This window comes from Vibrio sp. 1288 (assembly GCF_033344475.1).
Window position 1 is genome coordinate 125,297 of the sequence record NZ_JAWPOX010000005.1, and the last position, 26,598, is coordinate 151,894.

Genomic DNA, 26,598 nt, shown 5'->3' on the forward strand with positions numbered 1-26,598 from the left:
TACAATTTCACAACAAAAATTTTACAATGTGAATTTTACAAAATGTCTGTGTCAAAAAGCCTTATTCGTCAGTCTCATTTTCTTGGTACGAAAATTCGTAATCTAAGAAAAAACAACCATTTAACGATGGAGGATTTATCTGCCCGTTGTGTAAGAATTAATCCAGAGTACGCTCCTTCGGTTTCTTACCTTTCGATGATTGAGCGCGGAAAACGCGTACCGAGTATCGATATGCTCGAAGTGATCGCGGAAGTTTTTCAAAAAGATCCTGCGTGGTTTTTAGATGATGAACCCGAATTAGAAGCCATCACACCCAACAAAGGGAATCGTGGTGGGATTAGTGGCATGGCGCTGGAGCCGAGCTTCCTGTTCTCCAATGATATTCTTCAAATCGCGATACCAGAAATGCTCTCCCAAACAGGTATCACAGGGCGTCAATTCGCCCACTTACTGATCCGCGCACACCAAGAGAACCACCAAAACCATTTCCCAGACTTAGAACGGGCAGCGGAAGAAGTGGGCTTAAAGCGACTTAATCTGTCAGTGGAAGATCTGATCGACATTGCAAAAAGCATGGGGTTGGATATTCGCTGGGTAGACCGAGCGCCACAAGATGTGATTGATGAACTGGGCGTCAGCGCCAAACAGTTGATTACGTCTTTCATGGAGCCACCTGGGACTATTTATCTCAATAAACGAATGCGTGACTATCCAACCCGATTGAAGTATGACTTGGCGGTATATATCGGCCATCGAGTGCTCCATAGCAGCGATGCAATGAATAACGTTTTATCTATCGGGCATCAAAACAATTGGGAGCAAATGGACAGCCCTGTGTCGAACTCTGAACTCAATTCGCAAGATATCCTGCAAGCTTGGCGTGATTTTGAGTCCAGCTTCTTTGCCGGTGCCCTACTCTGCCCCAAAGTACCCTTTCGTCAGTTGCTTGACCGTTCTGGTTACGAGATTGATGTTCACAAAAAGGCGGGGGTTTCTCCTTCCGTTGCAATGCGTCGCATGACGGTGGTCTCGCCTTACCCTCATTGGCACTATTTTGATGCCTATGGCCCTGGCAAGTTAAAAGCCGTGTATCGCGGAAATGGTATTCCATTGCCTTGGGGCAACATGCGCAAAGTGAACGACCCTTGCCAGCACTGGGCCGTATTCCGACGCCTTTCCCAGCCTTTGGATACCAGTTCAGCGCAAATTTCGATTTTAAATGTTGGCGACGAGCCACGTATCTACTGCTGCGAATCGGTCAACGTATTTGATCCTGCGGGGAATAATCGCGTGCTATGTGCCGGTATTGATCTTAACCCTGCCATTTCTGCACAAGGTGGCGATGCCGTTTCCATAGCGGAAGAACTTAAGTCCCTTTGTGTCGCTTCCGGCGGAAGTAGTGTTATTCCTCCCCACATCAAAAAAGACTTAACGACTATCGCTAAGATATTAAACATCAACTGGATAGAGCGCGGGATTCAAACCCAAGCAAGGTTGATCTGCTCCAGAGGGGCGGTTTGTCCAAGACAACCTAGTTGTTACAGCAAGTGCGGAGAAGCTGATGAGACGGGCAACGATGTGAATATCATCAGGCTTTAGAAAGAAAAAACGCCAATCACAATATACGTGATTGGCGGTATATACTTGTGAACAATTTGTATTCACTAACAACGTCAGTTGGCTAGGTGACCCTCGGCTTAATAAGGGTCACTCTAAGTAAAGCACGATGCGTGCCAACTTTAAAAAAGCCGTTTTTTAGTAGATCCAGATGCATATCGTTGCTTTATTAACCATTAATTTCGCAAACTGCATTTGCAAAATGCAACATTATGCAAATATGCCACTTAATGCACTGCTAATAACGACTCTCTCAGCAAAGTGTCTGTGGACATATGAAGTCACATATTCTTGTACCCAAATGATGATGAGATTTCGGGCTCCCAACTTTACCATTCCTCTAACCCCTTATTGAAACTGGGTTCAGGCTCATCCGCCATGCTTTTGTTGATACATTCTCTCATCGGCTATTTTCATCATTTGCTCAGGAGATGACATTTGCGGGTCAAATATCGCGTACCCAATACTGGCTTTCAAATAGATAAGCGTTTCATCGTAAATGACGGGCGTAGAGCATAGCGCTAATCGAAGTTTTTGTAGAAGAGACTGAACATTTTCTTCCGTTCCTGGGTGATGGACTACAACTAAGAACTCATCACCGCCCATTCTGGCCACGATGTCTGATTTACGCAGAGAGCTTTTTACCCTTTCAGCCGTAGCGATTAAAACTTTGTCACCTGCGTCGTGACCATAGGTGTCGTTAATGTGTTTAAACCTATCTAGGTCAATATTAATTAAGGCGAAGCTATAACGCTTTTTATAACGTTTCGCTATTTCGAACTGCTGCTTGTAAAACTTCATAAAATAGCGACGGTTTGGTAAATTCGTGAGTTCATCGTGTAAAGCTCTGTCATCTGCAATGGTATACAGTCGATAAATGGCGAACAGCGCGAGGCTAAGTGCGAATATAATGGGATAGCCGATTACTCTAGCTAAATGCAACTGATGCCAAGAGATTTGGCGATCAGCTTTGCCTCCAGAGAAAACCACCATACTCCACCCACCATAAGGAAAATGAACCATCTCTTTTGCATATGCCATGCTATTTACACTTTGCGCGCCAAAGAAAGCATCACCAAATGAGCCACCGCTATCGTAACCACGGATCATTAAAGGGTAACGATACGAGAAATCAATTACGCCGGTTTCTCTCATCAGAGCATCGAAATCAATCACCGCACTGATCACTCCCCAGTAGTCCTGATTCATTGGAGGATCAAGAAAAACAGGCACACGCACGATCAAACCTCGGCCACCTTGAATCAAAGTCACTGGCCCTGCGATGAAAATTTCTTGTACATCCTTGGCTTTTTGCACCTGTACCCACTGCTGTGGCACTGCGCGGTAATCAAGGCCGATTAGGCGCTCATTACCTTGGCGTGGAAATACATGACTAATTACATCATTTTTCGCGATACCGATGATTGTAATATGTTTACTTTTATTTAGGATTCGGTGAGCGGCGATACTCAATTCTTCTTCTTGGTTTTTAGGAAGTAAAGTAATGAGTGTCGCTAAAGTACTGGCTTTGTAGATATCCGCCATAAGTACCGCTTCCAAATTGGAACGGAGAATGGAAAGTTGTTCTTTGGCCTCAACTTGAACTCGCTCTTTGTGAAGCTCTTGCTGGTTTCGATTTAACAGCTCAATAACCCCAATACACAAAGCGAAAAAGGTGAGGAAGAACAATGCAAAATAGCATCGCTTTCTGGGTAAATAACGCATTTTCTCCCCACAACTCGTATACAACTACGAGATTTTTTATTTATTGTTAAAATTCTTATTATCACAAGAATAACCAATCATAATCAGAAAGGTAACAGTGATTGACAACTTTTATGTTTTAGGTGTGAGATGATGCATCAACAAGGCGATTTATTTGGCGGCGATCTATGGCAAGAAGTAGAAAGAGGAAAACTTTATTATGATCCTCATTTTCTTAGCCATCTTGAGGCGGATAATTACTTTGACCAACTTCGAAAGACACTGCCATGGCACCAAGAACACATTACTATGTTCGGCAAGTCAGTACTTCAACCTCGCTTACAAGCGTGGCACGGTGATGCAGCATATACTTACTCAGGCTTAACCATGCAGCCTCACCCTTGGACTCCTGAGTTAACTCAGCTCAAAGTGCGTTGTGAATCAGTTGCTGATGTCACTTTTAATTCTGTTCTCGCTAACTTATATCGACACGGGCAAGACTCAATGGGCTGGCACCAAGATAATGAACCAGAGTTAGGTAGAAACCCTGTTATCGCATCTTTGAACTTAGGTGAAACACGTCGATTTTTGCTTAGAAATTTACATTGTAAAACTGAGATTGAATATGAGCTTTCTCACGGCTCCTTACTGATTATGGCTGGCGAGCTCCAGCATCACTGGAAGCACTGCGTACCAAAAACCGCGAAAACCAAAGATGAACGTATCAACCTGACTTTTAGGCAAATTTTCAACTATTGACTCAGCTTTTACATTCTCAATTAATATTGATGGTAGGTTTAGGTTCAGGACTTCATAGGGAATGGATTTATGCGTATTAAACCTCTTAGCTTAGCGGTCTTACTCTCTTGCTCACTTACCTTTGCAGCTCAGGCATCACAGGAAGAGGTACCGCTTCTCGATAATACTCAATCAGCGCAGTTGATTCGTAGTACCTACGAACAGGAACTGTTCACTTTCCCGGCGTTTAAAGAGGGCCATTTTGGCTTACGCATGTACCGCCAAACATTAGATGAGAAATATCACGCTGCCATTTGGACCGACATGGCACAAGTAGCCAGCCGGTTAAACCAATTTGCTAATGAAGTTGTTGAACCAGAAGACATCATTCTCTATTCATCTCAAAGGCTGACCACGTATCAAGAGAAAGAAACCGAACGAGGGCAGCGACGCTATACCGTGACTAAACACCATCCTGAGTACCTTTATCTTGGTGTGGATTTGCTTGGCGCAATGGCAAGAGCAAACGAATACGGCCTAAAGCATAAACAAGACAAAACGCTGAGAAAAATTATTAGGCGCTACGATTTCTCGCGTTACGTTACGGACAAAGAGATGATAGAAGCATGGGCAGCTCAGCTTGCAAACCAAGTCTACTGGCTTCGTCAGTTAGGAGAGCAAGATGTGGTCGAGGAATTCACTCAAACCTTCCGTGACACCTACCCCGACGATAAAGATAAGATGCTTTCAGCTCAGCAGTATTGGAACAAACTCTATGGGATGACGCACATCATCTTTGCCGATTCACAGTATTATCAGGAGCGAGTAAGCGAGAAGAAACACCAATGGATTTATGATTACTTTCGCAACAATATCGACACTATCCTACTGCGCGCCAAAGAAGACGTGATTGCGGAAGTCGGCATTTCGTTTTTGTTAGCAGGCTTGGACCATGATCCGGTCGTAAAGAAAACCCGCCAAGCCATTCGTCACGCAATCAACGCAGAAAAAGGGATGATTCCGTCGGTCGACGGTAACTTTGATCTCAAGTACGGCGAACACCGTAACGTGCTAGCCATCATGCTGCTCGATTGGAAAGGGGTACATAAAGCGCCAACTTATCAAGAGCACCCAGAGGCTTTTAAATCGATACCTTACGGCTTAATGCCCAAGCCTTAGAAATAACAAAACCCGCCATTTAGGCGGGTTTTTAGTGTGTATCTTCAATCTAAATTAGAGAGAGATAAAAATGCCCGCTAAGCACGCACTCATCAGGTTAGCGAGTGTACCAGCAGCAACCGCTTTTAGGCCTAGACTTGCAACATCTTTGCGGCGCTCAGGTGCCATCACGCCGATAGAACCCAACTGAATCGCAATTGAGCCAATGTTCGCAAAACCACACAACGCAAAAGTGATAATAATTTGAGTATGCTCAGACAGTGTCGCTTTGTGCTGCACAAAATCGATAAACGCAACAAACTCATTCATCACCACTTTCTGACCAATGTATGAACCCGCAGCTAGGATTTCGTGGCTTGGCACACCAATCAACCATGCGAGAGGTGCAAACAAATAACCAAAAATCGCTTGTAGCGTTACGCCAGAGAAACCAAGTATCTCACCCAAGTTTTCTAGCCCCGTGTTCACCATCGCGATAACACTCACGAAAGCGATAAGCATGGTACCAACAGCAACAGCAACTTTCATACCGCCCATAGCACCGCTTGCTAGCGCATCAATTACGTTGCTTTCTTCTGATTTATCTAGCTCAATATTGTTGTAATCGCTTGGCGTTTGACGCTCAGGAACGATAATTTTTGCCATCATCAAACTACCTGGCGCTGCCATAAAGCTTGCCGCGATCAAGTATTTGAGGTCGACACCCAAACCAGCATAACCACCAAGCACACTGCCCGCCACTGAAGCCATACCACCAGCCATCACGGCAAACAGTTCAGAGCGAGTCATGTTAGAAAGAAATGGACGAATAAGAAGTGGTGACTCGCCTTGAGATAAGAAGATGTTCCCTGTTGCAACCAAAGACTCTGCTTTACTCGTACCCAAGAACTTCTGGATAGCGCCGCCAATAAATTGAATCACTTTTTGCATAATGCCCAAATAGTAAAGGGCGGAGATAAGAGCACTGAAGAAGATGATGATAGGAAGGACACGAATAGCGAAGATAAAGCCAGAAGAAGCGAGGTCACCAAAGAGGAATTTAATCCCTTCATCAGCAAAGCTGAGTAGCCCCGCGACCCCATTACTTAAACTCGCCAGCGCCGCTTGACCCAACGGGAAATAGAGCACCAAAGCAGCAAACCCCATTTGTAGCATCAAGGCGCGAGATACAGTTTTCCAATTAATGGAAGAACGACCCTCAGAAAGTAGGAAAGCACAACCTAGCAGTGCAACAATACCAAATAGACTAAATAGAACACTCATGAGCTGGACCTACTAAACGTTGAAAAAGAAAAAAGAGCCAAAGGAATTGGCAGAAGAAAGGGACAACGCAGCGAGTGATAACTCACTTTTAGATCCAGAATGTAGACAGAACGAATAGTTCGACATCTTATTTTTACCTTATACAAGCAATTGAACGTAGCTGGTCCGGTCCGTGGGGTCATTCACTGCTGGCGAGCATGTTGCTTGGCCTGCTCCATGTGACGGCTTGTATGGGTAAGGGTCTTGAACAACTAAACCCTAATTCCCGCTTAAACGGGACGCAAGTATAGCCAACAAAAAGAGATATTCATCACATTTATTTACGCAAACGTTCAAGCGTTCAAAATTTAGGCAAAAGTACTCTTTTGTCGTCATACTATTAATAAAAGTAAGGGTATAAGGATAGGCGTTGATGGTAAAAAACATAAAAGTGACCAATAAATATGCAATCAAACTCGAAAGAGCCAAAATTCGTCATTTTGCTCTCGCCAACAGGTGGATTTTGGTTATACAATTCGCGTTGCTTCTTTCGAGGCCTCTGAGTATTCAGAGCATCATGATGCCGAGATGGTGAAATTGGTAGACACGCTAGCATGAGGTGCTAGTGCCTTTGGTGTGAGGGTTCGAGTCCCTCTCTCGGCACCATTATCCTTCTTCCCTAATTTTGTTCGAGTGTAATGCAAAGTTCTAAGCAGGCAAGACAGTCTACAGATGCTAATCAACTTCTGAGTGAGCTTGCGGTTCACGCTTTATTACACCTGCACTTTAAAATTCACGCGTCCTCGCATGGCCTCTCCCTTAAAGAACGTAATGACTTACTTCAGAAATGGCTGAAACCAAAACTGAAGAGTAATCGCTATAAGCTGATTAAAAAGCCGTTAAAATCTTTGACTCAGCAGGCAAAAGGTGAGAACGGAAATCTGGAAGCATTACTCGAGCGCTGCGTCGGTGCAGACAAACCCAGCAACCCTCAACCCGATCTAGATAGCTACTTGCTGCTGATCAACGAGATTGAGAAGAAACTGGGGACTACCGTGTTATTATCGCGACCGGAAGACGTCGACTTATCTCACGACCAACACGGCTGTTTGCTGTGTGTGCTTTCGGAGAACTTAAATCAGCACTTTGATGGCAATAACGCCCTAATCGCTCCTATTTCGATGCTGTTCCGCGGACCAATGAGTCAACGCTCACTTTTCCTTGGCAGCATTTACGCCAGTGGTACCTTCAATTATGAAGTGCAGTATCAAGACGACCAGTTCGTTCGCATCACGTTAGAGTTAGCCTAACTGTAACGCTAAGAAATAAACGAATCGAAAAAGGCCGCGAAACTCGCGGCCTTTTGATTATCTAGATTTAAACTTGAGTTAATCGATCTCTTTAAATCGAGCAGTAAAGTGGCGCAGCACTGGTGGCTCGTACTCGAAAGTGAGCCCTTTTAACTCATGTGCACGATTTTTCAGTTCGATAATCGCATCCGCAATGTAATCCATATGATCGTTTGTGTAGACACGACGTGGAATGGTCAAACGCATCAACTCAAGCTCTGACGCTTTTTGTTTACCCGTTTCCGGATCTCGACCAAGCAGCAACGATCCTATCTCTACTGCTCGAATACCCGCTTCCAAGTACAAAGCATTACACAATACTTGCGCAGGAAACTGATCAGCTGGAATATGTGGCAAAATCTTAGCGGCATCCACAAACACCGCATGACCACCCGTTGGGTATTGAATCGGAATACCGCCTTCACGTAAGCGCTCACCTAAGTATTGAACTTGGCTAATTCTATAGTGAAGAAAATCCTCATCCGCGGCTTCATACAAACCGCGAGCGAGCGCTTCCATATCACGCCCAGCCATGCCGCCGTATGTTACAAATCCTTCCATGGGTACGCAGCGCGTCTGCACCGCCTGGAACAACTCCTTATGATCACGAATACAACACATGCCACCAATGTTTACCATCGGGTCTTTCTTAGCTGACATGGTGAGCATATCACCGTACTGGTACATCTCACGGATGATTTCCAGAATCGATTTATTCTCGTAACCCGCTTCACGCTGCTTGATAAAGTAGGCGTTCTCACAGTAACGAGCCGAGTCAATCACCACTGGAATATCGTACTTGGTTGCAATCTCGTACACACTGCGCATGTTTTCCATCGACACAGGCTGACCACCGGAGCTATTACAAGTAATCGTGGTGATAATTGCACAGATGTTATGCGAACCGTGCGCTTCAATTGTTGCCACCAGTTTATCGATATCAAAATTGCCCTTCCAATCATAAGACGTAGTGGTGTCGAATGCTTCTTCCGTTACCACGTTAATCGCTTTACCGCCATTGAGTTCAATGTGACCCGCAGTGGTATCAAAATGGTAGTTCGAGATAAATACTGGCGTTTCACCACCACGCACCTGACGCATACGCTCAATCAAAGCGGGGAACAAAATTTGCTCGGCACCACGCCCTTGGTGTGCAGGCACGGTGAGCTTATAACCGAAGAAGTGCTCCACTGCATCACACAGGTTGTAGTAATTTCGACTCCCCGCATAGGATTCATCCCCCATCATGATGCCAGCCCACTGATTATCACTCATGGCACCAGTGCCAGAGTCAGTCAGCAAATCGATATAAACATCATCACTACGAAGAAGAAATGGATTATAGCCCGCTTCTTTTAACGCGACTTCACGGTCTGACAAAGTCGTCATTTTGATTGGCTCAACCATTTTGATACGAAAAGGTTCTGGAATACGTTTCATTGTTAATTTCCTTATACGCATTGCCCTACGCAGTTTCACGTAAGACTAAAAAACAAATAGATAGAATGCTTTTCAATGCGATTGCATTGAGGAAATCAACGAGAAGAGATTTTACTAAGAAGAGACAAGCAGTAGTCTAGGTTATACCAGAACGACAGCACCAAACGGCTATCGAGAATATCCTTTATTCTCATCGTCTTCGTCCTCCTGATAAAAATAAAAAGTCAGAAACCCCATGTCTCTGACCTTTTCAATATAGTGCAGTTTTCAATCAACTTTCAGTGAGGTTACCCTCATTTTAAGAAGGTCTCGCCCTTTTCATTCTGCGTTTGATATTACTTTCTTTGACTAGGTAATCGAAAAGTGGCGCGAATAAGTTAGCAAATAGAATCGCTAACATGATGCCTTCTGGATAAGCCGGGTTCAGCACTCGGATAAAAATCGTCATCACGCCGATTAATACTCCGTATGCCCATTTCCCGTTATTGGTAAAAGCTGCCGAGACAGGGTCTGTCGCCATAAAGAAGGTACCAAACGCAACCCCACCAATCACGAAGTGCCAGTAGAACGGCATGGAAAACATGGGGTTAGAGTCTGAACCGATCGCATTCAATAGTAATGAAGCTCCGATTAAACCGACCAACACGCCCGCAACAATTCTCCACGACGCAATCTTCATAAAGATGAGAACCAAGCCTGTTAGTGCGATCAACAACGTGGAGACTTCACCCATTGAGCCTGGTAAATTACCAACAAAAGCATCTCCCCATGAAATTGTTTGTCCTGTCATATTATTTATCAAAGCACTTTGCCCGCCTTCATACCATTGACTAAGTGGAGTAGCGCCAGAGTAACCATCAGCCGCGACCCACACAGCACCACCGGACATGTTGGCAGGATAGGCAAAGTATAAGAACGCGCGCCCTGCCAGAGCTGGGTTTAGGAAGTTTCGTCCAGTACCACCGAAAATCTCCTTCGCCACAACAATACCGAAAGTGATACCTAAAGCCGCTTGCCATAGTGGAATTGTCGGAGGAAGGATCAGCGCAAAGAGTATAGAGCTGACAAAAAAGCCTTCATTTACCTCATGCTTTCGCACAATAGCAAACAGAACTTCCCAGAAACCACCAACGATAAACACCGTCGCATAAACCGGGAGAAAGTAAGTAGCACCAAGCCACATTTTACTTCCCCACCCCGCTTGTGAAACCGCATCTAACGAGCCCCATACCCAACTCAGTTGCCATGAAGAAACAAGCGCTTGCTGAGCTGAGGCTTGATCCATTCCATACAACAAGGCATCACTCGCTTGCTGGCCTATGTTGTACATACCCCAGAACATGGCAGGGAAGACCGCCAACCACACCATGATCATAATACGTTTTAAATCGATGCTATCTCGAACGTGAGTCATGCCCTGGTTTACCTTACCAGGCGTGTAAAAAATGGTTTCGACAGCTTCGAAAAGTGGGTAGAACTTGTGATACTTCCCACCTGGACCAAACTTAGGTGTCGCTTTCTCAAAGTAATCTTTAAGGCTCATAACACTCCTCCTTTATCTAAAAGATGGTACGCACATGTGTAAAAAGCGATCGTTTTTTAATCTCTTCGTCTTCCTTCTTCGTATTTCACCTTGTTCGCCACTCTTCTGTCTCCTCTTTAAATCCGGCGAACAGTTTATCCAACGAAAAAGGGACCGCTCATGGACACACTCGCCATTGACCTAGCTAGATTCCAATTTGCCTTTACTGTCTCTTTCCACATTATTTTTCCAGCTTTTACGATTGGTTTGGCAAGTTATCTCGCTGTATTAGAGGGCTTGTACTTAAAAACGGGCAACAAACAGTACATGCAAATCTATAAGTACTGGCTCAAAATCTTTGCCATCAGTTTTGGTATGGGTGTGGTGAGTGGCATCGTGTTGAGCTATCAATTCGGTACTAACTGGAGCGTGTTTGCCGACAAAACAGGCCCAATCCTAGGCCCACTAATGGGTTATGAAGTTTTTACTGCGTTTTTCCTCGAAGCGGGGTTTCTAGGCGTGATGCTTTTCGGTATGGATAAGGTGGGTAAGAAGCTTCACTTCGCCGCGACTTGTATTGTTGCATTCGGGACGTTTTTGTCTGCGTTTTGGATACTTTCGGTTAATAGTTGGATGCAAACACCAGCGGGCTATAGTATCAACGAAGCCGGACAGTTTATCCCAGAAGACTGGTGGGCGATTGTCTTCAACCCTTCCTTCCCTTACCGGCTCGTTCATATGTTGCTCGCCGCTTACCTTACTACTGCTTTTGTTGTAGCCGGCGTTGCCGCTTATCACTTGCTAAAAGCAAACCATAACCCTCTAGCCAGAATTATGTTCTCGATGGCAATGTGGATGGCTGCTATCGTGACACCAATTCAAATCGTTGCTGGAGACATGCATGGATTAAACACCCTTGAACATCAACCCGCCAAAGTCGCCGCGATGGAAGGGCACTATGAGTCTCACCAAGGCGCGCCATTGCTCCTCTTCGGTATCCCTAACGATGAAGAAAAACGTATGGAATACGCACTGGAAATCCCCAAACTCGGTAGTTTGATTTTAACTCATGACCTCAACGGTGAAGTGAAGGGATTAGATGCTTTTCCAGAGGAGGAACACCCTCCTGTATCTATCGTTTTCTGGTCTTTCCGAGTCATGGTCGCACTTGGTTTTGGCATGCTTGTTATTGGTTTGTGGAGCCTTTGGCTAAGAAAACGTCGCAAACTTTTTGATTCGAGGGCACTTCAACGTATTTGTGTGCTGTTTGCCCCAGCGGGGTTCATTGCAGTTTTAGCAGGCTGGATAACTACCGAAGTCGGTCGACAGCCTTACACCGTATACGGTCTTTTAACCACAGCCAATTCGGCATCGCCTATTGATGCCGCCGCGGTGAGCGTCTCCCTGACGGCGTTCATCGTGGTTTACTTTGTGGTTTTTGGAGCTGGCTTCTTCTATCTCCTACGTTTGATGCGCAAGTCTCCAACTCGATATGAAGAAGGTCTAGATAGCCGACTTCCTGATGGCACGAAAACCGATGCCATCACACATTCTAACCATCTAACCTAGGAGCTTACTCATGGATTACGCATTAATTTGGTACGCTTTGATTGGGCTCGCCGTTCTGATTTATGTCGCGTTAGATGGCTTTGATCTCGGTATTGGTATCCTATTCCTCAGCGCTAATGACGATGAAGAGCGCGACATGATGATGAACAGCATCGCTCCTGTTTGGGATGGGAATGAAACTTGGCTAGTTCTTGGCGGAGGTGGGCTTTTTGCCGTGTTCCCCCTCGCCTACGCGGTCATTATGCCAGCACTCTATGCTCCCCTGATTTTAATGCTACTCGGGTTAATTCTGCGTGGGGTTTCTTTTGAGTATCGCTTCCGAACACAACGCGGAAAGTTTTTATGGGATAGCGCTTTTTTCATTGGTTCACTCACCGCGGCATTGATGCAAGGCATTATGCTCGGAACCCTGCTCCAAGGTATAGAGGTTAGTGAACGAGCATACGCAGGTGGATGGTTTGATTGGCTTTCACCATTTAGCGTATTTTGTGGCCTGGCGCTTGTTTGTGCTTATATTCTGCTCGGTTCATGCTGGTTATTAATCAAGCTTCCAAAAGAGCTGATGGGGCGCTATTACGTGGCCGCGCGACGATGGGGACTAGCGATGGTAGCCTGTATATTCATCGCCAGTTTGTGGCTGCCATTGAGCCAAAATATCGTATTTGAACGTTGGTTCTCATTACCAAACTCGCTACTGTTTTTCATTTTACCAATTATTGCAGCGGCACTTATTTGGCAGCTATTCAAAGCCTTACTCGACCACAAAGCCGTCCGAGCCTACGTTCTTGCGATCGGCCTGTTTCTTGTGTCCGCGATGGGTTTCGGTGTCAGTACATTCCCTTACTTGGTCCCATTCGCACTCACTTATCAAGACGTCGCTGCGCCAGATAAGAGTTTGGCATTTTTACTTGCCGGTGCGGTGGTATTACTTCCTCTGATCATAGCCTACACGGCTTATTCGTACTGGGTGTTCCGCGGCAAGATGAAACGTGGAGAAGGATATCACTGATGAAACTAAAGCCCATTTTGTGGTTCATTGGCATTTGGCTGGCAAGCGTGGTCGCCTTGTTTATCATCAGTTCGTTGATACGAACTGCGATATTGTAGGCCCAGAGTCGACTGCACCACATCTGAAGCCATTGAGGTCTATACTCAAGCAAGAGTAAAACAACGGAGTGTTTTTATGACCTTAAAGCGGTTTCTGGTAACTTTGATTCCTTTGACGGTTCCACTGTTTTCACCAAATGCATTGGCCGTAGACAAGCAGATGTCATCCGCCATGAAAAGTAAAATGCGGTCTATTTGCTCCGCAACAAACGAGCAGGGTCATTGGCAACTTGCTGAAGCAACTCCTGACGCCAGACGCTCACTCAACATGGTGCTTTATCAAATGAATGCCGATGATAAATTGAAAGCAATTCATGAGGTGAGAACGAAAATGGTCGGCGGCACCCATTATGCGTTTGAGTTCGAGTTGCAAGATGGTCAAGTCTGGAATGCAATTGTATTGCACAGTGCCCGAGGCGATTACATGATCGAAAGACACGCAAAGAAAGGCGAACTCTGCCCTAAATAGCAATAGACACTACGACTCTACAGCCGACACAATAAAGTCGACTGATTCAGTCGCCTTTATTGTTGGTATGTTTAGGTATCGCTTCAAAAGCTTGGGAAAAGTAATAGCTTTCAACCTGAGGCCTAACTAAATCACAAGCTAACCCAAGGTCATCATTTTTTGTGAAAGGTAAATGTTCTGATAGAACCTCTTTTGACTTTTTATCAACCGTTTTAAAAGATTCAATAATTCTTAGAGGAACGTGAAACTGATGATCTCTCACGAGAAAGAAATAGTATTGGAGATGCTCGCCATATGTCGCAGCGTTATTAATCTCGCTACCAATTTTCACAGCTTCAACACGACTGCCTTCACAATCAAATTTAAACACATTGGTAATTTCTGCTTCCATAGAGCCTGGTACATAAACGATATAGCCAGCACTGAGCTCATGACCAATTAATACATAGCTCTCGTCGCGCTCATGCAGTTGATACGCAAAAGAATGAAATGCACTACAAAGTAAAATGAATCCAAGCCGTTTCTTCATTTTGTCTTCAACTCATCTATGACTTTACGTACGAAGTTTGCCTTAGCATCCGTATATTTTTCGATGGTAATTTCAGCTTGTTCCATCAAAGAAAGTTTTAGAGAAACATGAGGAAAGTGCGCAATACCTAGTACCATATCGATAATAGGTTTGGCAGGCATATCCAAAATGGCAGTACTGCCAATATGCTCGATTTGAGTTGACATCATCTCCGTCACTAACGCCAGTTCAGATCGGCTGCGTGCAAAATCCTGTCGACATGCAGGATCATGCTTAACAACACCTACGTTGTAGTTGGCTAAACCTAGTTTCATCCATCCCTCTCCTAATAAATCCAAATATCATAAGAAGGAAATTATCCAATCACCAAAGTAAAAGCCAAACTTCCGGCACACCCGACACTAATTACTCAACAAATAGAGTCATCTCTGGTGTACTTTTGGTTTGGCTTTCTACTGTTAAACCGTCTCGGTTTTCGCCTCTATCTTCTCATTCACCTTATCGCAAATGTACTCCCCAATCGGCATTGCAGATGTCGCTGCGGGAGAGGGTGCGTTACAAACGTGCAGGCTTCTTGCGCTTTCGGCAAACAAGAAGTCATGAACCAAGGTTCCGTCGGATAACACCGCTTGCGCACGAATACCCGCTGGATATGGTTTGAGATCATCGACCTTGATGCTTGGGCAGTATTTATTGACCAGCTTGAGATAGCCCGGCTTCCACCACGAGTTCTTAAACTCATCCAATCCGGTTTTTAGATGCTTTTGTGTCACCTTCCAGAAACCGGAGAAACTGAGCATTTGCATGGTATCTTGCAAGCTGAAGTTAACCTTGTCGTACCCTTCTCGCTTCCAGCCTTGCACCGCATTTGGACCTACGGTCACACTGCCATCAATCATGCGAGTCAGATGGACGCCCAAGAATGGCAAGTCAGGGTCGGGAATTGGATAAATAAGATGATTCACCACTTGGTCGTGTTTGCTATCTAAGCGGTAGTATTCACCACGATAAGGGATGATCTGAAAGTCAGTTGGAATACCCATCATCTTAGTCATGCGATCCGCCATCAAGCCGCTGCAAGTAACCAAGAACTTAGTATTAAGCTGCATCGTTTGACCGTCTGAAATGCAGGTCAGTTGGACTTCCTCGTCCTTCTCTTCGGCAGCCACCACTTTGGTTCTCAAGCTGATTTGACCGCCGAGTTTTTTGAATTCTTCCGCCATCTGCTCAGTGACCAAACGATAATCGACAATACTGGTGGTTTTGACATAAATCGCGCCCAAGCCTGTGATGTTTGGTTCAGCCAGTTTGAGTTGAACTTCATCGAGTAGCTTTACGTCGATGCCGTTGACATGGCAGCGCTCATAGAGGGCATTCATGCGTTCGACTTCTTGCTCATTAGTCGCAACCAACAACTTGCCACAGTTCTCCACCGGAATATCGTGCTCAGCACAGAACGAAATGGTTCGCTCTACCCCACGCTTACAAAAGTCGGCTTTTAAGCTGCCCGGAGCATAGTACACCCCAGCATGAATCACACCGCTATTGTGTCCGGTTTGGTGCTTGGCAAAACCGGACTCTTTCTCAACCAATAAAATGGATTTGTCTGGGTGACGTTGTTGCAGTTGCCATGCTGTCGATACGCCGACGATACCGCCACCGACAATAATGTAGTCATAGACTGATTTCATACGACCTCTTATAAAACCGATAGTTGAGATTGTTGCAATTTGAACTTGCGACCACTGTAAATGAACACCGCGACAAATACCGCGCAGCTTGCCACACGAACCAACATTGGGATGTCGTGCCAAACTAGCAATGTACCTACCACTACCAACAAGAGACGCGTCAGAATGTTTAGAGGACCTTCCAAGTAGCCTTCAATCGCACCAATCAATGCATAGGTACCGATGATGGCAAAGAAGCCCACGGTAATCACTGACGTCACATCCCAACTGACTAAGCCTGTATAAGCAATCAACAGCGGTACAAGATACAAACCTTTGGCAATTTTCCATGCCATCAAACCAGTGCGCATTGGCGGTGTTTTAGCGATGGTCGCTGCTGCAAATGCGGTCAAACACACTGGAGGCGTAACGTTGCTGTCTTGCGATAACCAGAAGATGATGAGGTGAGCAGCCAGCAACGCCAAGCCTACCGCTTCCATACCCAAACTTTGCTCTAGTAGGGTTTCAATAAAGTCCGCAGGCACTAGCGCCACCATTTCTTTTGCGGTTTCCAACGCCATTGGTGCGTTAAGCAGTTCCAACTTTTCTGGCGCCGCCAACATGAAGATGGCTTTTGCTTGTTCAGGCAATTGACCCGATACCATCAATTCAAGCAATTGGTTTTCTGCAATCAACTTGTAAAGCGCAGGGGCAGACAGTGTTCCCAATACAATATACGCCGCTGTCACAGGTAAACCCATACCCAAAACAAGAGAAGCGAGCGCAATCAGAACGATCATGATGAACAAGTCACCATTCGCCCAACCGTCGATCATCAATGAGAAGGTGTTGCCGATGCCTGTTGTACTGATCACGTTGATCACCAAACCAATACCCACCAGCAATACGGCGGTTGTCGCCATGTTTTTCGCACCTTGTGAAAGTGCTTCGATGATCGCTTTTGGTCCCATCTTGTGATCTTTCGAGAACCAAGAAGCCACCACCACAGAAATGATCGACAAGCCCGCAGCATAAGTTGGCGTAAAGCCTTGAACCAACAAAGTAACCAACACCGCCAGCGGGATAAGGTTGTGCCAACCGCTGATCAGCACTTTCAATAGAGATTCATCGCTGGTCGTGATTTTTTGAACGCCGCTGCGTTTGGCTTCGATACGCACAAAGAACGCAACAGATAAGAAATAGATAAGAGCAGGAATAAAAGACACCGCGATGATATCAACATACGGAATTTGCGTGTAAGACGCCATGATGAAAGCACCCGCGCCCATTACTGGTGGCATCAACTGACCACCTGTCGACGCCGCAGCTTCAACCCCCGCCGCAAAGCGTGAAGGGAAACCTGCTTTTTGCATCAAAGGAATACTGATAACACCGGTGGAAACCGTATTTGCCACACTTGAGCCAGATACTGAGCCCATCAATCCCGAGCCAATCACTGCTATAAAACCGGGACCACCGATGATTTTACCAGCCGCAGCACGTGCCACATTGATGATGTAATCACCGACACCAGAGCGCACAAGAAACGCCCCAAACAGAATGAACATGAATACGAAAGTCCAACTGATGCGCGAGATAGAGCCAAACATGCCCTCAGAAGAATAGAAGCTACGGTAGAGCAAGGTTTCCATGCTCAAGCCAGGGAAGTGGAAAATACCTGTCGCCCACTTACCCCAAAGCACAACGTAGCTTAAACACACCACAATCAGAACTGGAATAAACCAGCCCATGGTGCGTCGGATCAGCTCAATCACGATCAGGATTGCCATGATGGCGAAGACCCAATCGCTGGTCACGAACTTCACACCGCGTTCATACAGCGCATCTTCGGCATAGGGAATGTAGAGCAAACACGCGACCGCGCCCATAGCAATTAACACATCGATGCCGAGTGCAATCTTACTCTGCTTAAGAGAGATATGAGCCGGATACCAAAGCGCACAAATCACCGCAAAGCCAGCAAAGTGGGTCGCGGAAATCCATAACTCTGGTAACGTCGATAAGGTATTAAACCAAATGTGCAAAGCAGACAACACCACGCCAAACACTGTGATTGTGGTGGTTACCCACGGAAAATCAGTGCGTGTGGGCAGCTCAAATTTCTGCAATTCCTTTTCTATTGAGTCGCTCATCTCATACTCCAAGCTCTGGCGGCTTTTTCCATCTTAGAAATCGGTAGGGATAAAATGCCCCGAGCCGAAACTCGGGGCGAAGTTGGCGTTATTTCGCCATTAGGTCTGATGGGATTTCGATGCCCATTTCTTTGTAGTAACGCACCGCACCTGGATGAAGAGGCACTGGCAAGCCTGCAATTGCTTTCTCAATTGCCATTGCTTTGGTTGCTTTATGAATACCTTGTAGGAAAGGCAGGTTCTCGTAGATCGCTTTGGTTAGCTGGTAAACGTCCTCTTCCGAGATATCTTCACGAACTGCCAAGAAGTTAGGCTGTGCAATGGTTGTGATCGGCTTATCTAGACCCGGGTACGTGTTCGCTGGGATCTCGTACTTCGTCCATAGGTTGTAGTTGCCGTTCGCCTCTTTGATTTGCTCGTCAGTAAACGAGAGAATCGAAATGTCTTTACCCAGCGCAGCAAAAGCTTGGGTTACTGCACCAACTGGCACACCCGCAGGCGTGTTCATGCCGTCAATGGTGCCGTTTTGAAGTGCGCTCGCACTGCCGCCGTAGCCCATGTACGCAAGGTTGAATTTATCAGGGTCGACCTTCAGACCTTTCATGATTTGGCGACCAGAGTTCTCAGTACCAGAATTCTTCTTACCGATGGAGAACTTCTTGCCATCGAGGTTGTTCAGGTCAGTCACTGTGCCCGTTTTTGCTAGGTCAGAGCGAACAATAAAGTGCTCAACGTTTTGCCACAGCATAGAGACTGAGCGCAGTTGTTCTTGGCGACCGCTCTTCTCATAAGGACCTTCACCAGACCAAGCCCACGCACCGTAAAGACCTTGTAGAATCGCGAACTGTGCTTCGTTTTCATTCAGCAGTTTAACGTTTTCACCAGAGCCCGCAGAGCTGATTGCAGAAAGGGAGAAGTGGTGCTTTGGTGCCAACTTCACTTTGCTTAACGTCGCCAACGCTACGCCCACAGGGTAGTAAGTACCACCTGTCGATGCCGTTGCAAGAATATAGCTACGATCTTCTGCCGCAGCGTTAGCAGCAATACCAAAAGAAGTCACAGCGACAGCCAAAGCTTTTACCAGCTTATTCATTTTCATTATTACTCTCCGTGTAGTCGTTTCACGATTGGGGATTTACATCATGTTAAACCTTTATTAACAACACATTCCCTAGAGCAATTGAAATGCCAACTTTTAACCCTTTGTATTTATTGAACTAAGAGCTGAAAGACATCAAAAATGAGCAAAATCATGCTGATTTGATAGCAAAGTAATGAGCAAGATCTTGCTCATTGAAGAGGAGAAGGTTGCACGCCTAGATCGCAAAAGGTTAATAAAATGTGATCAAGACAAAATAAATGCACGATTCACTAATAAGCAATATTTTGCCGATGCAATTTTGGATTGAATTGCAACTAATGAGCGTCTTAACAATAAGAAGAAAAAGCGCATCATTCTAAACTGCTCAATTTATCAGCTGAGGTTTATAGCCTAAACGACTACAAATAGCACAAAAATACAGCAAAGAAAGCCATGTTACAAAAATGAAAAGTCATTTATTCTAATTTTTAATTTAAAAAGCAGCTCGATCCACCAGTTCAGAAATAAACATTGACCGTATCAACTTATTTTCTACTTCGGGGTTGTGCCAATGGCCCTATGTTCGTTAGTGTAACAACACGCCAAGGCAAACGTATTCCTTGGTATTTTTTCGTCTTTAAGGATCACCCATGTCAGCAACTGCGCAATTACAATTCGCTTTAAAACGCCCATCTGGCGTTGCTGCTGCGATCCTCCTGCTCTCTCTGAAACTGATTCAGAGCTGACAGGCTATATCTAAACTTTCTGTCAGCTTGAGAAGAAGCTGACGGGAACACCACATACTCCTCCCATTCCTTTCAGTTTCTTCCAAGCGAAACATAAGAGGAATAACAATGTTAAGCGCACGCAATATCGCCGCTTTGGGCTTCATGACTTTCGCCATGTACTTAGGCGCGGGTAACCTGATCTTCCCTCCATTTTTGGGTTACCAAGCAGGTGAAAACTTTCTGAGCGGGATGTCTGGCTTCCTCTTGACGGGTGTAGGTCTGCCTGCGATGGCACTGGTGATGGTGGCTATCGTAAACGGTTCAGACAAATTAACCGCTGCCCTACCTAAACCTTTGGCGACCAGTTTTTGGGTGATGGTGTTTATCGTGATTGGCCCTGCGTTCGTGATCCCACGTGCAATTACCGTGGCTTACCAATTTAGCTTTGCGCCAATGTTTGGTGATGCAGCTTTGGTGCCTTTCACTATTGCCTTCTGTGCTATCACCATTCTATTTGCCCTATATCCGGGTAAATTGGTCGACAACCTAGGCAAGATCTTAACGCCTGCCTTGATGGCAATCTTGATCATCATGTCTGTGACGGCTTTGGTTTCTCCTGCAGGTGAGCTAACTGCCGCAACGGGACCATACCTATCTGGTGCATTTGCTGAAGGCTTAACCCAAGGTTACATGACCATGGATGCATTAGGTTCTATCGGTTTTGGTTGGATTATCTTCCGCGCGATTCGCAGCATGGGTGTGGATTGCCCGAAAGCCACCGCAAAATACACGCTAATCGCAGCTTTGATGTACGCGGTTGCCATGGCGTTTGTTTACATCTCATTGGCTTACATTGGCTCGACAAGCTCATACTTGGGTTCTGAGTTCAGCAATGGTGGCGACATTTTAACGGCATTCACCTTCAGCCACTTCGGCGCGTTTGGTTCACTACTACTAGGTGCCGTGATGGTATTGGCGTGTTTGACTACTGCTATCGGCGTAACCACCGCAGGCAGTGAGTTCTACGACAACACTTTCAGCAAAGTGAACTACAAAGGCTGCGTTATCACGACCATGGTATTGGCTGGTTTGATCGCCAACGTAGGTCTAGAGCAACTATTGGCTATCACATTGCCAGCGGTTGTGGCGCTTCACCCAGTCGCGATTGCGTTGATGATCATGGCACCAGTGCGCAACATGATGTCGCAAATCATGGTGGTAGCAACCGCATTCACTGCTCTAACGTTTGGTTGTGTTGATGCGCTGCACATCCTAGGTTACATGCCAAGTTCCACTGATGAGTGGATGGGTAATTACATGCCTCTGTACAATGACTTTGCTAGCTGGATTGTGCCTAGCGTATTTATGATGATTGTTGGTCTGCTGTTTACGACGAAAACCAACCAAACCGAACAATTCGAGCTGGTGAATGAATAGCCGTTTAACATAAGACATCGCTCAATAAGTGCGTTACTATGTAGCTCGCTTATTGATATCAGGCAAAGGAGTTGCCTGAATGAAAGATTGATATGGGTCGCCTATGGATAATCAGTATCTAGACATCAGAACACTGAACTTTATCGTTATTCTGTTCTCTTGCATTTACTCTATTAGTCTGCTTTGTTATCAATACACTCAGGGTAGAGTCAAAGGCTTAAAAACCTTCTCGATATCACTACTGTTTATTGGTTTAGGCCCTTTTTTACTTGGCTTTAGAGGCTCTGCGCCAGACTGGCTGACCATCGTCATAGCCAACACTCTCATATTAGTCGGCTTCTTGCTTACGCTATATAGCGTAAGCATTTTTCGTCAATACCCTTTAAAATTGGCTCACTGTCTTACCTTGTTAACACCTGTTTTCAGTGGTTCATTTTACTATTTCACCTTCCATGACCCTTCTATCAAAAGCCGCATTATTTATCTGAGCATGTATATTTGTATCGTCACCTTCTTTAGTGGTGTCGCCATGCTTAAAGGTACCCAAAAGGACTTAAAGCTCCCTGTTAAAGCAATGGCTTACTCTTTCTTTGGATTTAGTTTTTTTATGGGATTTAGGGCGCTTTGGAGTACTTTTTCAGGTGAGTTACCAAGCTTTATGGTCGCAGGCCTTATCCATCAGCTGACTTTCTTATTTAGCATCTGCCTGATCGTTGCTTTGAGCTTTAGTATGCTGTGGTTAATTAACGGACGCTTGGTGCAATCCATTAATGATCTCTCTCATTTAGATGCACTCACAGGGCTATATAATCGTCGAGCCATGGAAGAAATCGTTCCAAACTTGGTTAATAAAGCACATAAAAAAAGCCAAGCAATCAGCATTATTATGACTGATGTAGACAAGTTCAAAGCGATTAATGATCACTATGGTCACACGGTTGGCGACTCCGTCATGGCAACGATCTCCACTATTTTTAAAAAGCATCTTCCTGAGTCAGCCTGCATTGTGCGATTTGGTGGTGACGAGTTCATGATTGTTTTGCTCGAAAAAGCACAGCAAGCCAAAATTTTCGCAGAGCAAATTCGCCTTGCGGTCGAAACTGAAACCGCTTTGCAATCATTTAAAACTGAAGTGACCATGAGCTTTGGTATCAGTCAGTTATCTGAGGGGCAATCACTTCAAGAGGCGCTTGCTGAAGCAGACGAAGCGCTATATAGCTCTAAACATACTGGAAGGAACCTCGTTACCTTGTTTGGAGAAGGGAAAGACCTAAATTATAAGTTTGTCCCAGCTCCAGCCAAAAGCGCATAACGTGTTTGTTATGCCAATGATTTTACATTAGCTAGAAATCGCACTAAGTATAGTCGGAGCGATTCAAACCAAACTTCTGCATCTTTTGGTTAAGGGTTCGACGTGGTAAATCCAACTCCTGCATCACCTCATTGATGCGTCCATGATGCCTGACTAAAGAATCATGTAGCACCTTACGTTCAAAGTTATGTAGCTGAATCGCCAACGGCACGCCCGCATGCGTCTCTTCGGTTGTTGAGGATGGTCGACTGGAGAGAATTTCCATCACGGAGACGGTTTCATCCAATGCAAAACGCATCGCTACATTCCTAAGCTCACGTACGTTACCGGGCCAAGAGTAAGCAAGAATGGCCTTTCTATCGGCTTCACTCAGCGGACGACTCTCAGGATTACTTTTCAGAGCAAAGTGTTCGAACAAGATCAACGCATCTTCTTCTCGCTCACGTAGCGGTGGCAAATAGATCTGCGCCACATTAAGACGATAGTACAAATCCTGACGAAACTCGTCATGATCATTGAGATCTTCTTTCGCGGCGGCGATCACTCTTAAATCAACCGAGATCTGTTGGTTACCCCCAACGCGCTCAACCGTATGTTCCTGTAATGAACGCAACACTTTCACCTGCATCGACAGCGGCATACTCTCGATTTCATCAAAGAATAAAGTGCCTTTATCCGCGTATTCCAACTTACCAATGCGCTTTTTACCCGCTCCGGTAAATGCCCCTGCTTCATGCCCAAACAGCTCACTTTCAAACAGATTCTCAGGAATTGCACCACAGTTGATTGGCACAAAATGATGGGTTCTGCGTTGGCTTTCATTGTGCAAACTGGTCGCTACCAGCTCTTTACCACAACCTGTCTCACCGTAAATGATCACGTTGGTATCAATGCGTGCTAACTTGGCTACTTGTTCTCTAAGCTGTTGCATCACTCGGCTTCGCCCAATCAACACCTCTTCTAAGCCGCTAACGCTAGATAGGTACTCTTGGCGATCTTGAGTAGACGTTTGTGCGCGATAACTCTCGACCGCTTCGGTCACTCGTTGGGATAAACGCTCTGGCTGAAAAGGTTTCTCGATAAAATCGAATGCACCTTTTTGTAATGCGCCTACCGCCATATCGACGTCACCATGTCCGGTGATCAAGATAACTGGCGTTGGGATGTGATTAGCAATCAGGCTTTCTAGTATCGACAAGCCGTCGGTGTCCGGCAGGCGAACATCACTGACAATCGCATCAAATTCTTGGCTAAGAATGGCCGCTTTCCCCTCTTCTCCTAAACTGAATGCGGTCACGTCGAACCCCGCCAGTTGCAGCCACTGACTGGTAGCCTGACGAACAATGTCATCGTCTTCGATAAGTGCAATTTTAGGGGTGTCGTCAAAAGCCATGAGTTACTACCGTAGGTGGAATAGAAATCGCTCTTTGCTAACGGTAGCAAAAACCACTGAGGAGAAAAGGAGCTAGATCTCACTTCTTGCTTACAAGTCTTTAACATCCAACCAGTTAGGCGCACTCTTTAATGACTCTCGGTGAGAACGCACTAGCTGAACGGAGTCAGTATGCAGCGCAAAAGGAATGGCAAAACTTGGCTTGTGGTCGTAATTGCAGCAGTGCTGATGTTGTCTTGTTATAGCGCCAGCAGAGAGGTTGCTCGTCAATGGTTGAGCGTACAAACTCAAACCGAAGCTCAACAAAAACTGCTCGACTATATCGGTGAAGTTCGCCGTGCACTCAAACGTTTCTACCACTTACCTTACCTCGTCACCAATAACCCAGAAACCATCGCTTTTGTGAAAGGGAATCTGACTTATTACGAACCGTTGCAAACCCAACTGACTCAACTAGATAAAGCCGCCAATACGGAAGGTTGGCTAATCCTGTCTAACTCTGGCGAAGTATTGGTCTCGAGTTTAATCGAAGAGCGCTTTAGCTTGTCTGACCGAAAAGCCATTGTGGAACAAATTCATAATCAAGGCGGCGGTGTTTCCTTGGTGAACAAAACCAAAGGTTCGAGCCCGTTGTATTACCTTGCAGCTCCTATCTACGACGGTCTGGATATCGCAGGCATTGTGGTGGTGCAGATCAACCTCAGCTTGTTGACCGAACAGACCATTACTAGCCAAGACATCATTACGTTGCAAAATCGCCAGCAACGCTTTTTCCTATCAAGCAGCTCGCTTTATAACGCAGACTGGTTTAACGAACCGAGCAACACCGTTCAGTTAGAAACGCAGCGCTTATACGACAACACCAATATCAGTGTGTGGACGCTCAATCAGCAACGCTATTTTGCGCACACCGTTAAATTGGATGATTTGAATTGGTACGTCAGCTACCTCACCCCTTCTAAGCCGATTCAACAAACCATCAACGTGATTGGTTGGAGCGTAGCGGCGCTGCTCTTGTTGGTTGTATTACTCGTCATCATTGGTCTACAACGTCGACAAAAGCACATCAATCAACAACGAATTCAAGCCCTGTTGGAAGAGTCTCAACGCCGCTTGAAACAGATGATCAATAAAACCCACGTTGGTTTGCTATTGATTGATGAACAAGGGCAACTGTTCGATCTCAACCCAATGGCGAAGCGTTTGTTCTGTTTACCAGAAAGCGTCAATCGACATGCTTTTGCTTGGGAGTTATTCGACGCAGGCAATCCCAATTCCACCACACTTAAGTTGCTCAAGGATTTACCTAAACATAAAGAGCTCGCAGAGATCAGCACGGTCGAAACCATTGCCAGACGCAGTGACGGAAGCGTCTTCCCTGTCTTGTTCTCGCTAACCAGTTTCCCTTGGCATGGCGAGCAGTATTTCCTTGCGACGATCATCGACATCAGCAAGCGGAAAAAAGCCGAGCAATCACTGCAACAGGTCAACCAAGAACTGGCGCAGCGGGTAGAAGAGCGTACTCAAGCGCTAAAAGAAGCACAAAGCCAATTAATTGAATCGAGCAAAATGGCCGCTTTGGGTCGCATGTCGAGCGCGATCACTCATGAGCTCAATCAGCCACTGACGGGCTTGCGCACCCTGCTCACCACGAACGAGCTACTAGCGGAACGCGGTGAAACCGAGATGATGAAAGCCAACAACGTATTGGTGCAGAAGCTGATTGATCGCATGGCAAGCATGACCAGTCAGTTAAAGACGTTCGCCTACAACAAACCAGAAAGCCTACAGGCGATTTCTCTTACCTCCGCACTCGAAGAGACCTTACGCGTTTATCAATCCCAATTAGACAAGGTGGATGTGCGTGTGCGCGTTCCTCATGATTTACCTAATATCATGGGTGAAGAACAACGACTGCTTCAGGTGCTCGGTAATCTTGTCTCGAATGCGCTAGACGCAATGAACAATACCACCAACCCGCAGCTCAGCTTGATCGTCAATCCAACTGTTAATCAGGTCGAACTGATCATCAGTGATAATGGCTGCGGCGTGTCGGATGAGATGCTTGAATCCATGTTCGAACCCTTCCAAACCTCAAAGAAAATTGGTGAAGGATTGGGGCTGGGTTTAGCGATTACGGCCAACAATATGCGTGATATGAACGGACAAATTACTGTGCATAAGAATGAACAAAATGGGCTGACTTTCACTTTATTGTTCAAATCAGCCTAAGGTGATATTGATTACAAAATCATCATTAGAACTAGGCATCCCCGCTGTTTGAGAAAAACACGATCTCGATACAAGAATCCCTCCTTGACCTACACTATTCTCAAGCAAATAAGACGAATAACTTCCG

General features: G+C 45.6%; 20 protein-coding genes and 1 tRNA gene. 11 read left to right on the forward strand and 10 right to left on the reverse strand.

Annotated elements, in window-relative coordinates:
- Positions 1 to 42 precede the first annotated feature (42 nt).
- Complete coding sequence (locus tag R8O11_RS05875) at positions 43 to 1,599, forward strand: DUF3612 domain-containing protein (protein WP_225466069.1); 1,557 nt, start codon at positions 43 to 45, stop codon at positions 1,597 to 1,599.
- Positions 1,600 to 1,986: 387 nt separating this feature from the next.
- Here the strand turns inward: R8O11_RS05875 and R8O11_RS05880 are convergent, their stop codons facing one another.
- Entirely contained in the window at positions 1,987 to 3,342 is a 1,356-nt protein-coding gene (locus R8O11_RS05880) for a diguanylate cyclase (protein WP_053307138.1), read from the reverse strand.
- Between the two features lie 132 nt (positions 3,343 to 3,474).
- On the opposite strand from R8O11_RS05880, the gene R8O11_RS05885 reads away from it, so the two are divergent.
- Positions 3,475 to 4,080 (forward strand): alpha-ketoglutarate-dependent dioxygenase AlkB family protein, encoded by a 606-nt coding sequence (locus R8O11_RS05885; RefSeq protein ID WP_005374161.1) that lies wholly within the window; start codon positions 3,475 to 3,477, stop codon positions 4,078 to 4,080.
- A 69-nt stretch (positions 4,081 to 4,149) separates the two neighbouring features.
- The gene (locus R8O11_RS05890) at positions 4,150 to 5,238 is read left to right on the forward strand and encodes a DUF3541 domain-containing protein (protein ID WP_005384167.1); all 1,089 of its coding nucleotides are present in this window, start codon (positions 4,150 to 4,152) and stop codon (positions 5,236 to 5,238) included.
- Positions 5,239 to 5,292: 54 nt separating this feature from the next.
- On the opposite strand, the gene R8O11_RS05895 is transcribed toward R8O11_RS05890, so the two are convergent.
- The gene (locus R8O11_RS05895) at positions 5,293 to 6,501 is read right to left on the reverse strand and encodes a NupC/NupG family nucleoside CNT transporter (protein ID WP_017635515.1); all 1,209 of its coding nucleotides are present in this window, start codon (positions 6,499 to 6,501) and stop codon (positions 5,293 to 5,295) included.
- 561 nt (positions 6,502 to 7,062) lie between these two features.
- Here R8O11_RS05895 and R8O11_RS05900 point away from each other — a divergent pair.
- Together R8O11_RS05900 and R8O11_RS05905 are read left to right on the forward strand one after the other, a co-directional pair.
- Positions 7,063 to 7,146: transfer RNA gene (locus tag R8O11_RS05900), tRNA-Leu, on the forward strand.
- 32 nt (positions 7,147 to 7,178) lie between these two features.
- The gene (locus R8O11_RS05905; RefSeq protein ID WP_054574504.1) at positions 7,179 to 7,790 is read left to right on the forward strand and encodes a DUF2913 family protein; all 612 of its coding nucleotides are present in this window, start codon (positions 7,179 to 7,181) and stop codon (positions 7,788 to 7,790) included.
- Between the two features lie 78 nt (positions 7,791 to 7,868).
- Here the strand turns inward: R8O11_RS05905 and R8O11_RS05910 are convergent, their stop codons facing one another.
- Together R8O11_RS05910 and R8O11_RS05915 are read right to left on the reverse strand one after the other, a co-directional pair.
- Positions 7,869 to 9,269, reverse strand: a complete 1,401-nt coding sequence (locus tag R8O11_RS05910; RefSeq protein ID WP_033906253.1) for a tryptophanase — start codon at positions 9,267 to 9,269, stop codon at positions 7,869 to 7,871.
- A gap of 298 nt (positions 9,270 to 9,567) precedes the next feature.
- On the reverse strand, positions 9,568 to 10,812 hold the full coding sequence (locus R8O11_RS05915; protein WP_033906252.1) for an NADH:ubiquinone reductase (Na(+)-transporting) subunit B: 1,245 nt from the start codon (positions 10,810 to 10,812) through the stop codon (positions 9,568 to 9,570).
- Between the two features lie 159 nt (positions 10,813 to 10,971).
- Here R8O11_RS05915 and R8O11_RS05920 point away from each other — a divergent pair, with 159 nt between their 5' ends.
- The 3 genes from R8O11_RS05920 (at position 10,972) to R8O11_RS05930 (ending at position 13,936) form a co-directional block, all read left to right on the forward strand.
- Positions 10,972 to 12,360, forward strand: coding sequence for a cytochrome ubiquinol oxidase subunit I (locus R8O11_RS05920; RefSeq protein ID WP_033906251.1), 1,389 nt, complete (start codon positions 10,972 to 10,974; stop codon positions 12,358 to 12,360).
- Positions 12,361 to 12,370: 10 nt separating this feature from the next.
- Positions 12,371 to 13,369, forward strand: a complete 999-nt coding sequence (cydB, locus tag R8O11_RS05925; RefSeq protein ID WP_033906250.1) for a cytochrome d ubiquinol oxidase subunit II — start codon at positions 12,371 to 12,373, stop codon at positions 13,367 to 13,369.
- A 174-nt stretch (positions 13,370 to 13,543) separates the two neighbouring features.
- The gene (locus R8O11_RS05930; protein WP_033906249.1) at positions 13,544 to 13,936 is read left to right on the forward strand and encodes a hypothetical protein; all 393 of its coding nucleotides are present in this window, start codon (positions 13,544 to 13,546) and stop codon (positions 13,934 to 13,936) included.
- A gap of 46 nt (positions 13,937 to 13,982) precedes the next feature.
- Here R8O11_RS05930 and R8O11_RS05935 read toward each other — a convergent pair whose 3' ends face one another.
- From R8O11_RS05935 to R8O11_RS05955, 5 genes are all read right to left on the reverse strand, one after another.
- Positions 13,983 to 14,465 (reverse strand): hypothetical protein, encoded by a 483-nt coding sequence (locus R8O11_RS05935; protein WP_033906248.1) that lies wholly within the window; start codon positions 14,463 to 14,465, stop codon positions 13,983 to 13,985.
- Positions 14,462 to 14,779 (reverse strand): GrpB family protein, encoded by a 318-nt coding sequence (locus R8O11_RS05940; RefSeq protein ID WP_033906247.1) that lies wholly within the window; start codon positions 14,777 to 14,779, stop codon positions 14,462 to 14,464. Before R8O11_RS05940 ends, R8O11_RS05935 begins: the two co-directional genes overlap by 4 nt.
- A gap of 144 nt (positions 14,780 to 14,923) precedes the next feature.
- The gene (gene lhgO / locus R8O11_RS05945) at positions 14,924 to 16,156 is read right to left on the reverse strand and encodes an L-2-hydroxyglutarate oxidase (RefSeq protein ID WP_005374181.1); all 1,233 of its coding nucleotides are present in this window, start codon (positions 16,154 to 16,156) and stop codon (positions 14,924 to 14,926) included.
- An 8-nt stretch (positions 16,157 to 16,164) separates the two neighbouring features.
- Entirely contained in the window at positions 16,165 to 18,288 is a 2,124-nt protein-coding gene (locus R8O11_RS05950; protein WP_318193991.1) for a TRAP transporter permease, read from the reverse strand.
- An 88-nt stretch (positions 18,289 to 18,376) separates the two neighbouring features.
- Entirely contained in the window at positions 18,377 to 19,387 is a 1,011-nt protein-coding gene (locus tag R8O11_RS05955; protein WP_017635521.1) for a TAXI family TRAP transporter solute-binding subunit, read from the reverse strand.
- 836 nt (positions 19,388 to 20,223) lie between these two features.
- Between R8O11_RS05955 and brnQ the strand changes: the two genes are divergently transcribed.
- Positions 20,224 to 21,534 (forward strand): branched-chain amino acid transport system II carrier protein, encoded by a 1,311-nt coding sequence (gene brnQ, locus R8O11_RS05960; RefSeq protein ID WP_318193992.1) that lies wholly within the window; start codon positions 20,224 to 20,226, stop codon positions 21,532 to 21,534.
- Between the two features lie 103 nt (positions 21,535 to 21,637).
- Positions 21,638 to 22,846, forward strand: coding sequence for a GGDEF domain-containing protein (locus R8O11_RS05965; RefSeq protein WP_054576191.1), 1,209 nt, complete (start codon positions 21,638 to 21,640; stop codon positions 22,844 to 22,846).
- Positions 22,847 to 22,889: 43 nt separating this feature from the next.
- Here the strand turns inward: R8O11_RS05965 and R8O11_RS05970 are convergent, their stop codons facing one another.
- Positions 22,890 to 24,239 (reverse strand): sigma-54-dependent transcriptional regulator, encoded by a 1,350-nt coding sequence (locus R8O11_RS05970; protein ID WP_017635522.1) that lies wholly within the window; start codon positions 24,237 to 24,239, stop codon positions 22,890 to 22,892.
- Between the two features lie 171 nt (positions 24,240 to 24,410).
- Here R8O11_RS05970 and R8O11_RS05975 point away from each other — a divergent pair, with 171 nt between their 5' ends.
- A complete protein-coding gene (locus R8O11_RS05975; RefSeq protein WP_318193993.1) occupies positions 24,411 to 26,471 on the forward strand; it encodes a sensor histidine kinase in 2,061 nt (686 codons plus the stop codon).
- Positions 26,472 to 26,598: the final 127 nt, after the last annotated feature.

Excerpts from the sequence above, each read along its gene's own strand:
- R8O11_RS05875 (WP_225466069.1), top strand. The coding sequence starts at position 43 with ATGTCTGTGTCAAAAAGCCTTATTCGTCAGTCTCATTTTCTTGGTACG.
- R8O11_RS05880 (WP_053307138.1), bottom strand. The coding sequence starts at position 3,342 with ATGCGTTATTTACCCAGAAAGCGATGCTATTTTGCATTGTTCTTCCTC.
- R8O11_RS05885 (WP_005374161.1), top strand. The coding sequence starts at position 3,475 with ATGCATCAACAAGGCGATTTATTTGGCGGCGATCTATGGCAAGAAGTA.
- R8O11_RS05890 (WP_005384167.1), top strand. The coding sequence starts at position 4,150 with ATGCGTATTAAACCTCTTAGCTTAGCGGTCTTACTCTCTTGCTCACTT.
- R8O11_RS05895 (WP_017635515.1), bottom strand. The coding sequence starts at position 6,501 with ATGAGTGTTCTATTTAGTCTATTTGGTATTGTTGCACTGCTAGGTTGT.
- R8O11_RS05905 (WP_054574504.1), top strand. The coding sequence starts at position 7,179 with ATGCAAAGTTCTAAGCAGGCAAGACAGTCTACAGATGCTAATCAACTT.
- R8O11_RS05910 (WP_033906253.1), bottom strand. The coding sequence starts at position 9,269 with ATGAAACGTATTCCAGAACCTTTTCGTATCAAAATGGTTGAGCCAATC.
- R8O11_RS05915 (WP_033906252.1), bottom strand. The coding sequence starts at position 10,812 with ATGAGCCTTAAAGATTACTTTGAGAAAGCGACACCTAAGTTTGGTCCA.
- R8O11_RS05920 (WP_033906251.1), top strand. The coding sequence starts at position 10,972 with ATGGACACACTCGCCATTGACCTAGCTAGATTCCAATTTGCCTTTACT.
- cydB (WP_033906250.1), top strand. The coding sequence starts at position 12,371 with ATGGATTACGCATTAATTTGGTACGCTTTGATTGGGCTCGCCGTTCTG.
- R8O11_RS05930 (WP_033906249.1), top strand. The coding sequence starts at position 13,544 with ATGACCTTAAAGCGGTTTCTGGTAACTTTGATTCCTTTGACGGTTCCA.
- R8O11_RS05935 (WP_033906248.1), bottom strand. The coding sequence starts at position 14,465 with ATGAAGAAACGGCTTGGATTCATTTTACTTTGTAGTGCATTTCATTCT.
- R8O11_RS05940 (WP_033906247.1), bottom strand. The coding sequence starts at position 14,779 with ATGAAACTAGGTTTAGCCAACTACAACGTAGGTGTTGTTAAGCATGAT.
- lhgO (WP_005374181.1), bottom strand. The coding sequence starts at position 16,156 with ATGAAATCAGTCTATGACTACATTATTGTCGGTGGCGGTATCGTCGGC.
- R8O11_RS05950 (WP_318193991.1), bottom strand. The coding sequence starts at position 18,288 with ATGAGCGACTCAATAGAAAAGGAATTGCAGAAATTTGAGCTGCCCACA.
- R8O11_RS05955 (WP_017635521.1), bottom strand. The coding sequence starts at position 19,387 with ATGAAAATGAATAAGCTGGTAAAAGCTTTGGCTGTCGCTGTGACTTCT.
- brnQ (WP_318193992.1), top strand. The coding sequence starts at position 20,224 with ATGTTAAGCGCACGCAATATCGCCGCTTTGGGCTTCATGACTTTCGCC.
- R8O11_RS05965 (WP_054576191.1), top strand. The coding sequence starts at position 21,638 with ATGGATAATCAGTATCTAGACATCAGAACACTGAACTTTATCGTTATT.
- R8O11_RS05970 (WP_017635522.1), bottom strand. The coding sequence starts at position 24,239 with ATGGCTTTTGACGACACCCCTAAAATTGCACTTATCGAAGACGATGAC.
- R8O11_RS05975 (WP_318193993.1), top strand. The coding sequence starts at position 24,411 with ATGCAGCGCAAAAGGAATGGCAAAACTTGGCTTGTGGTCGTAATTGCA.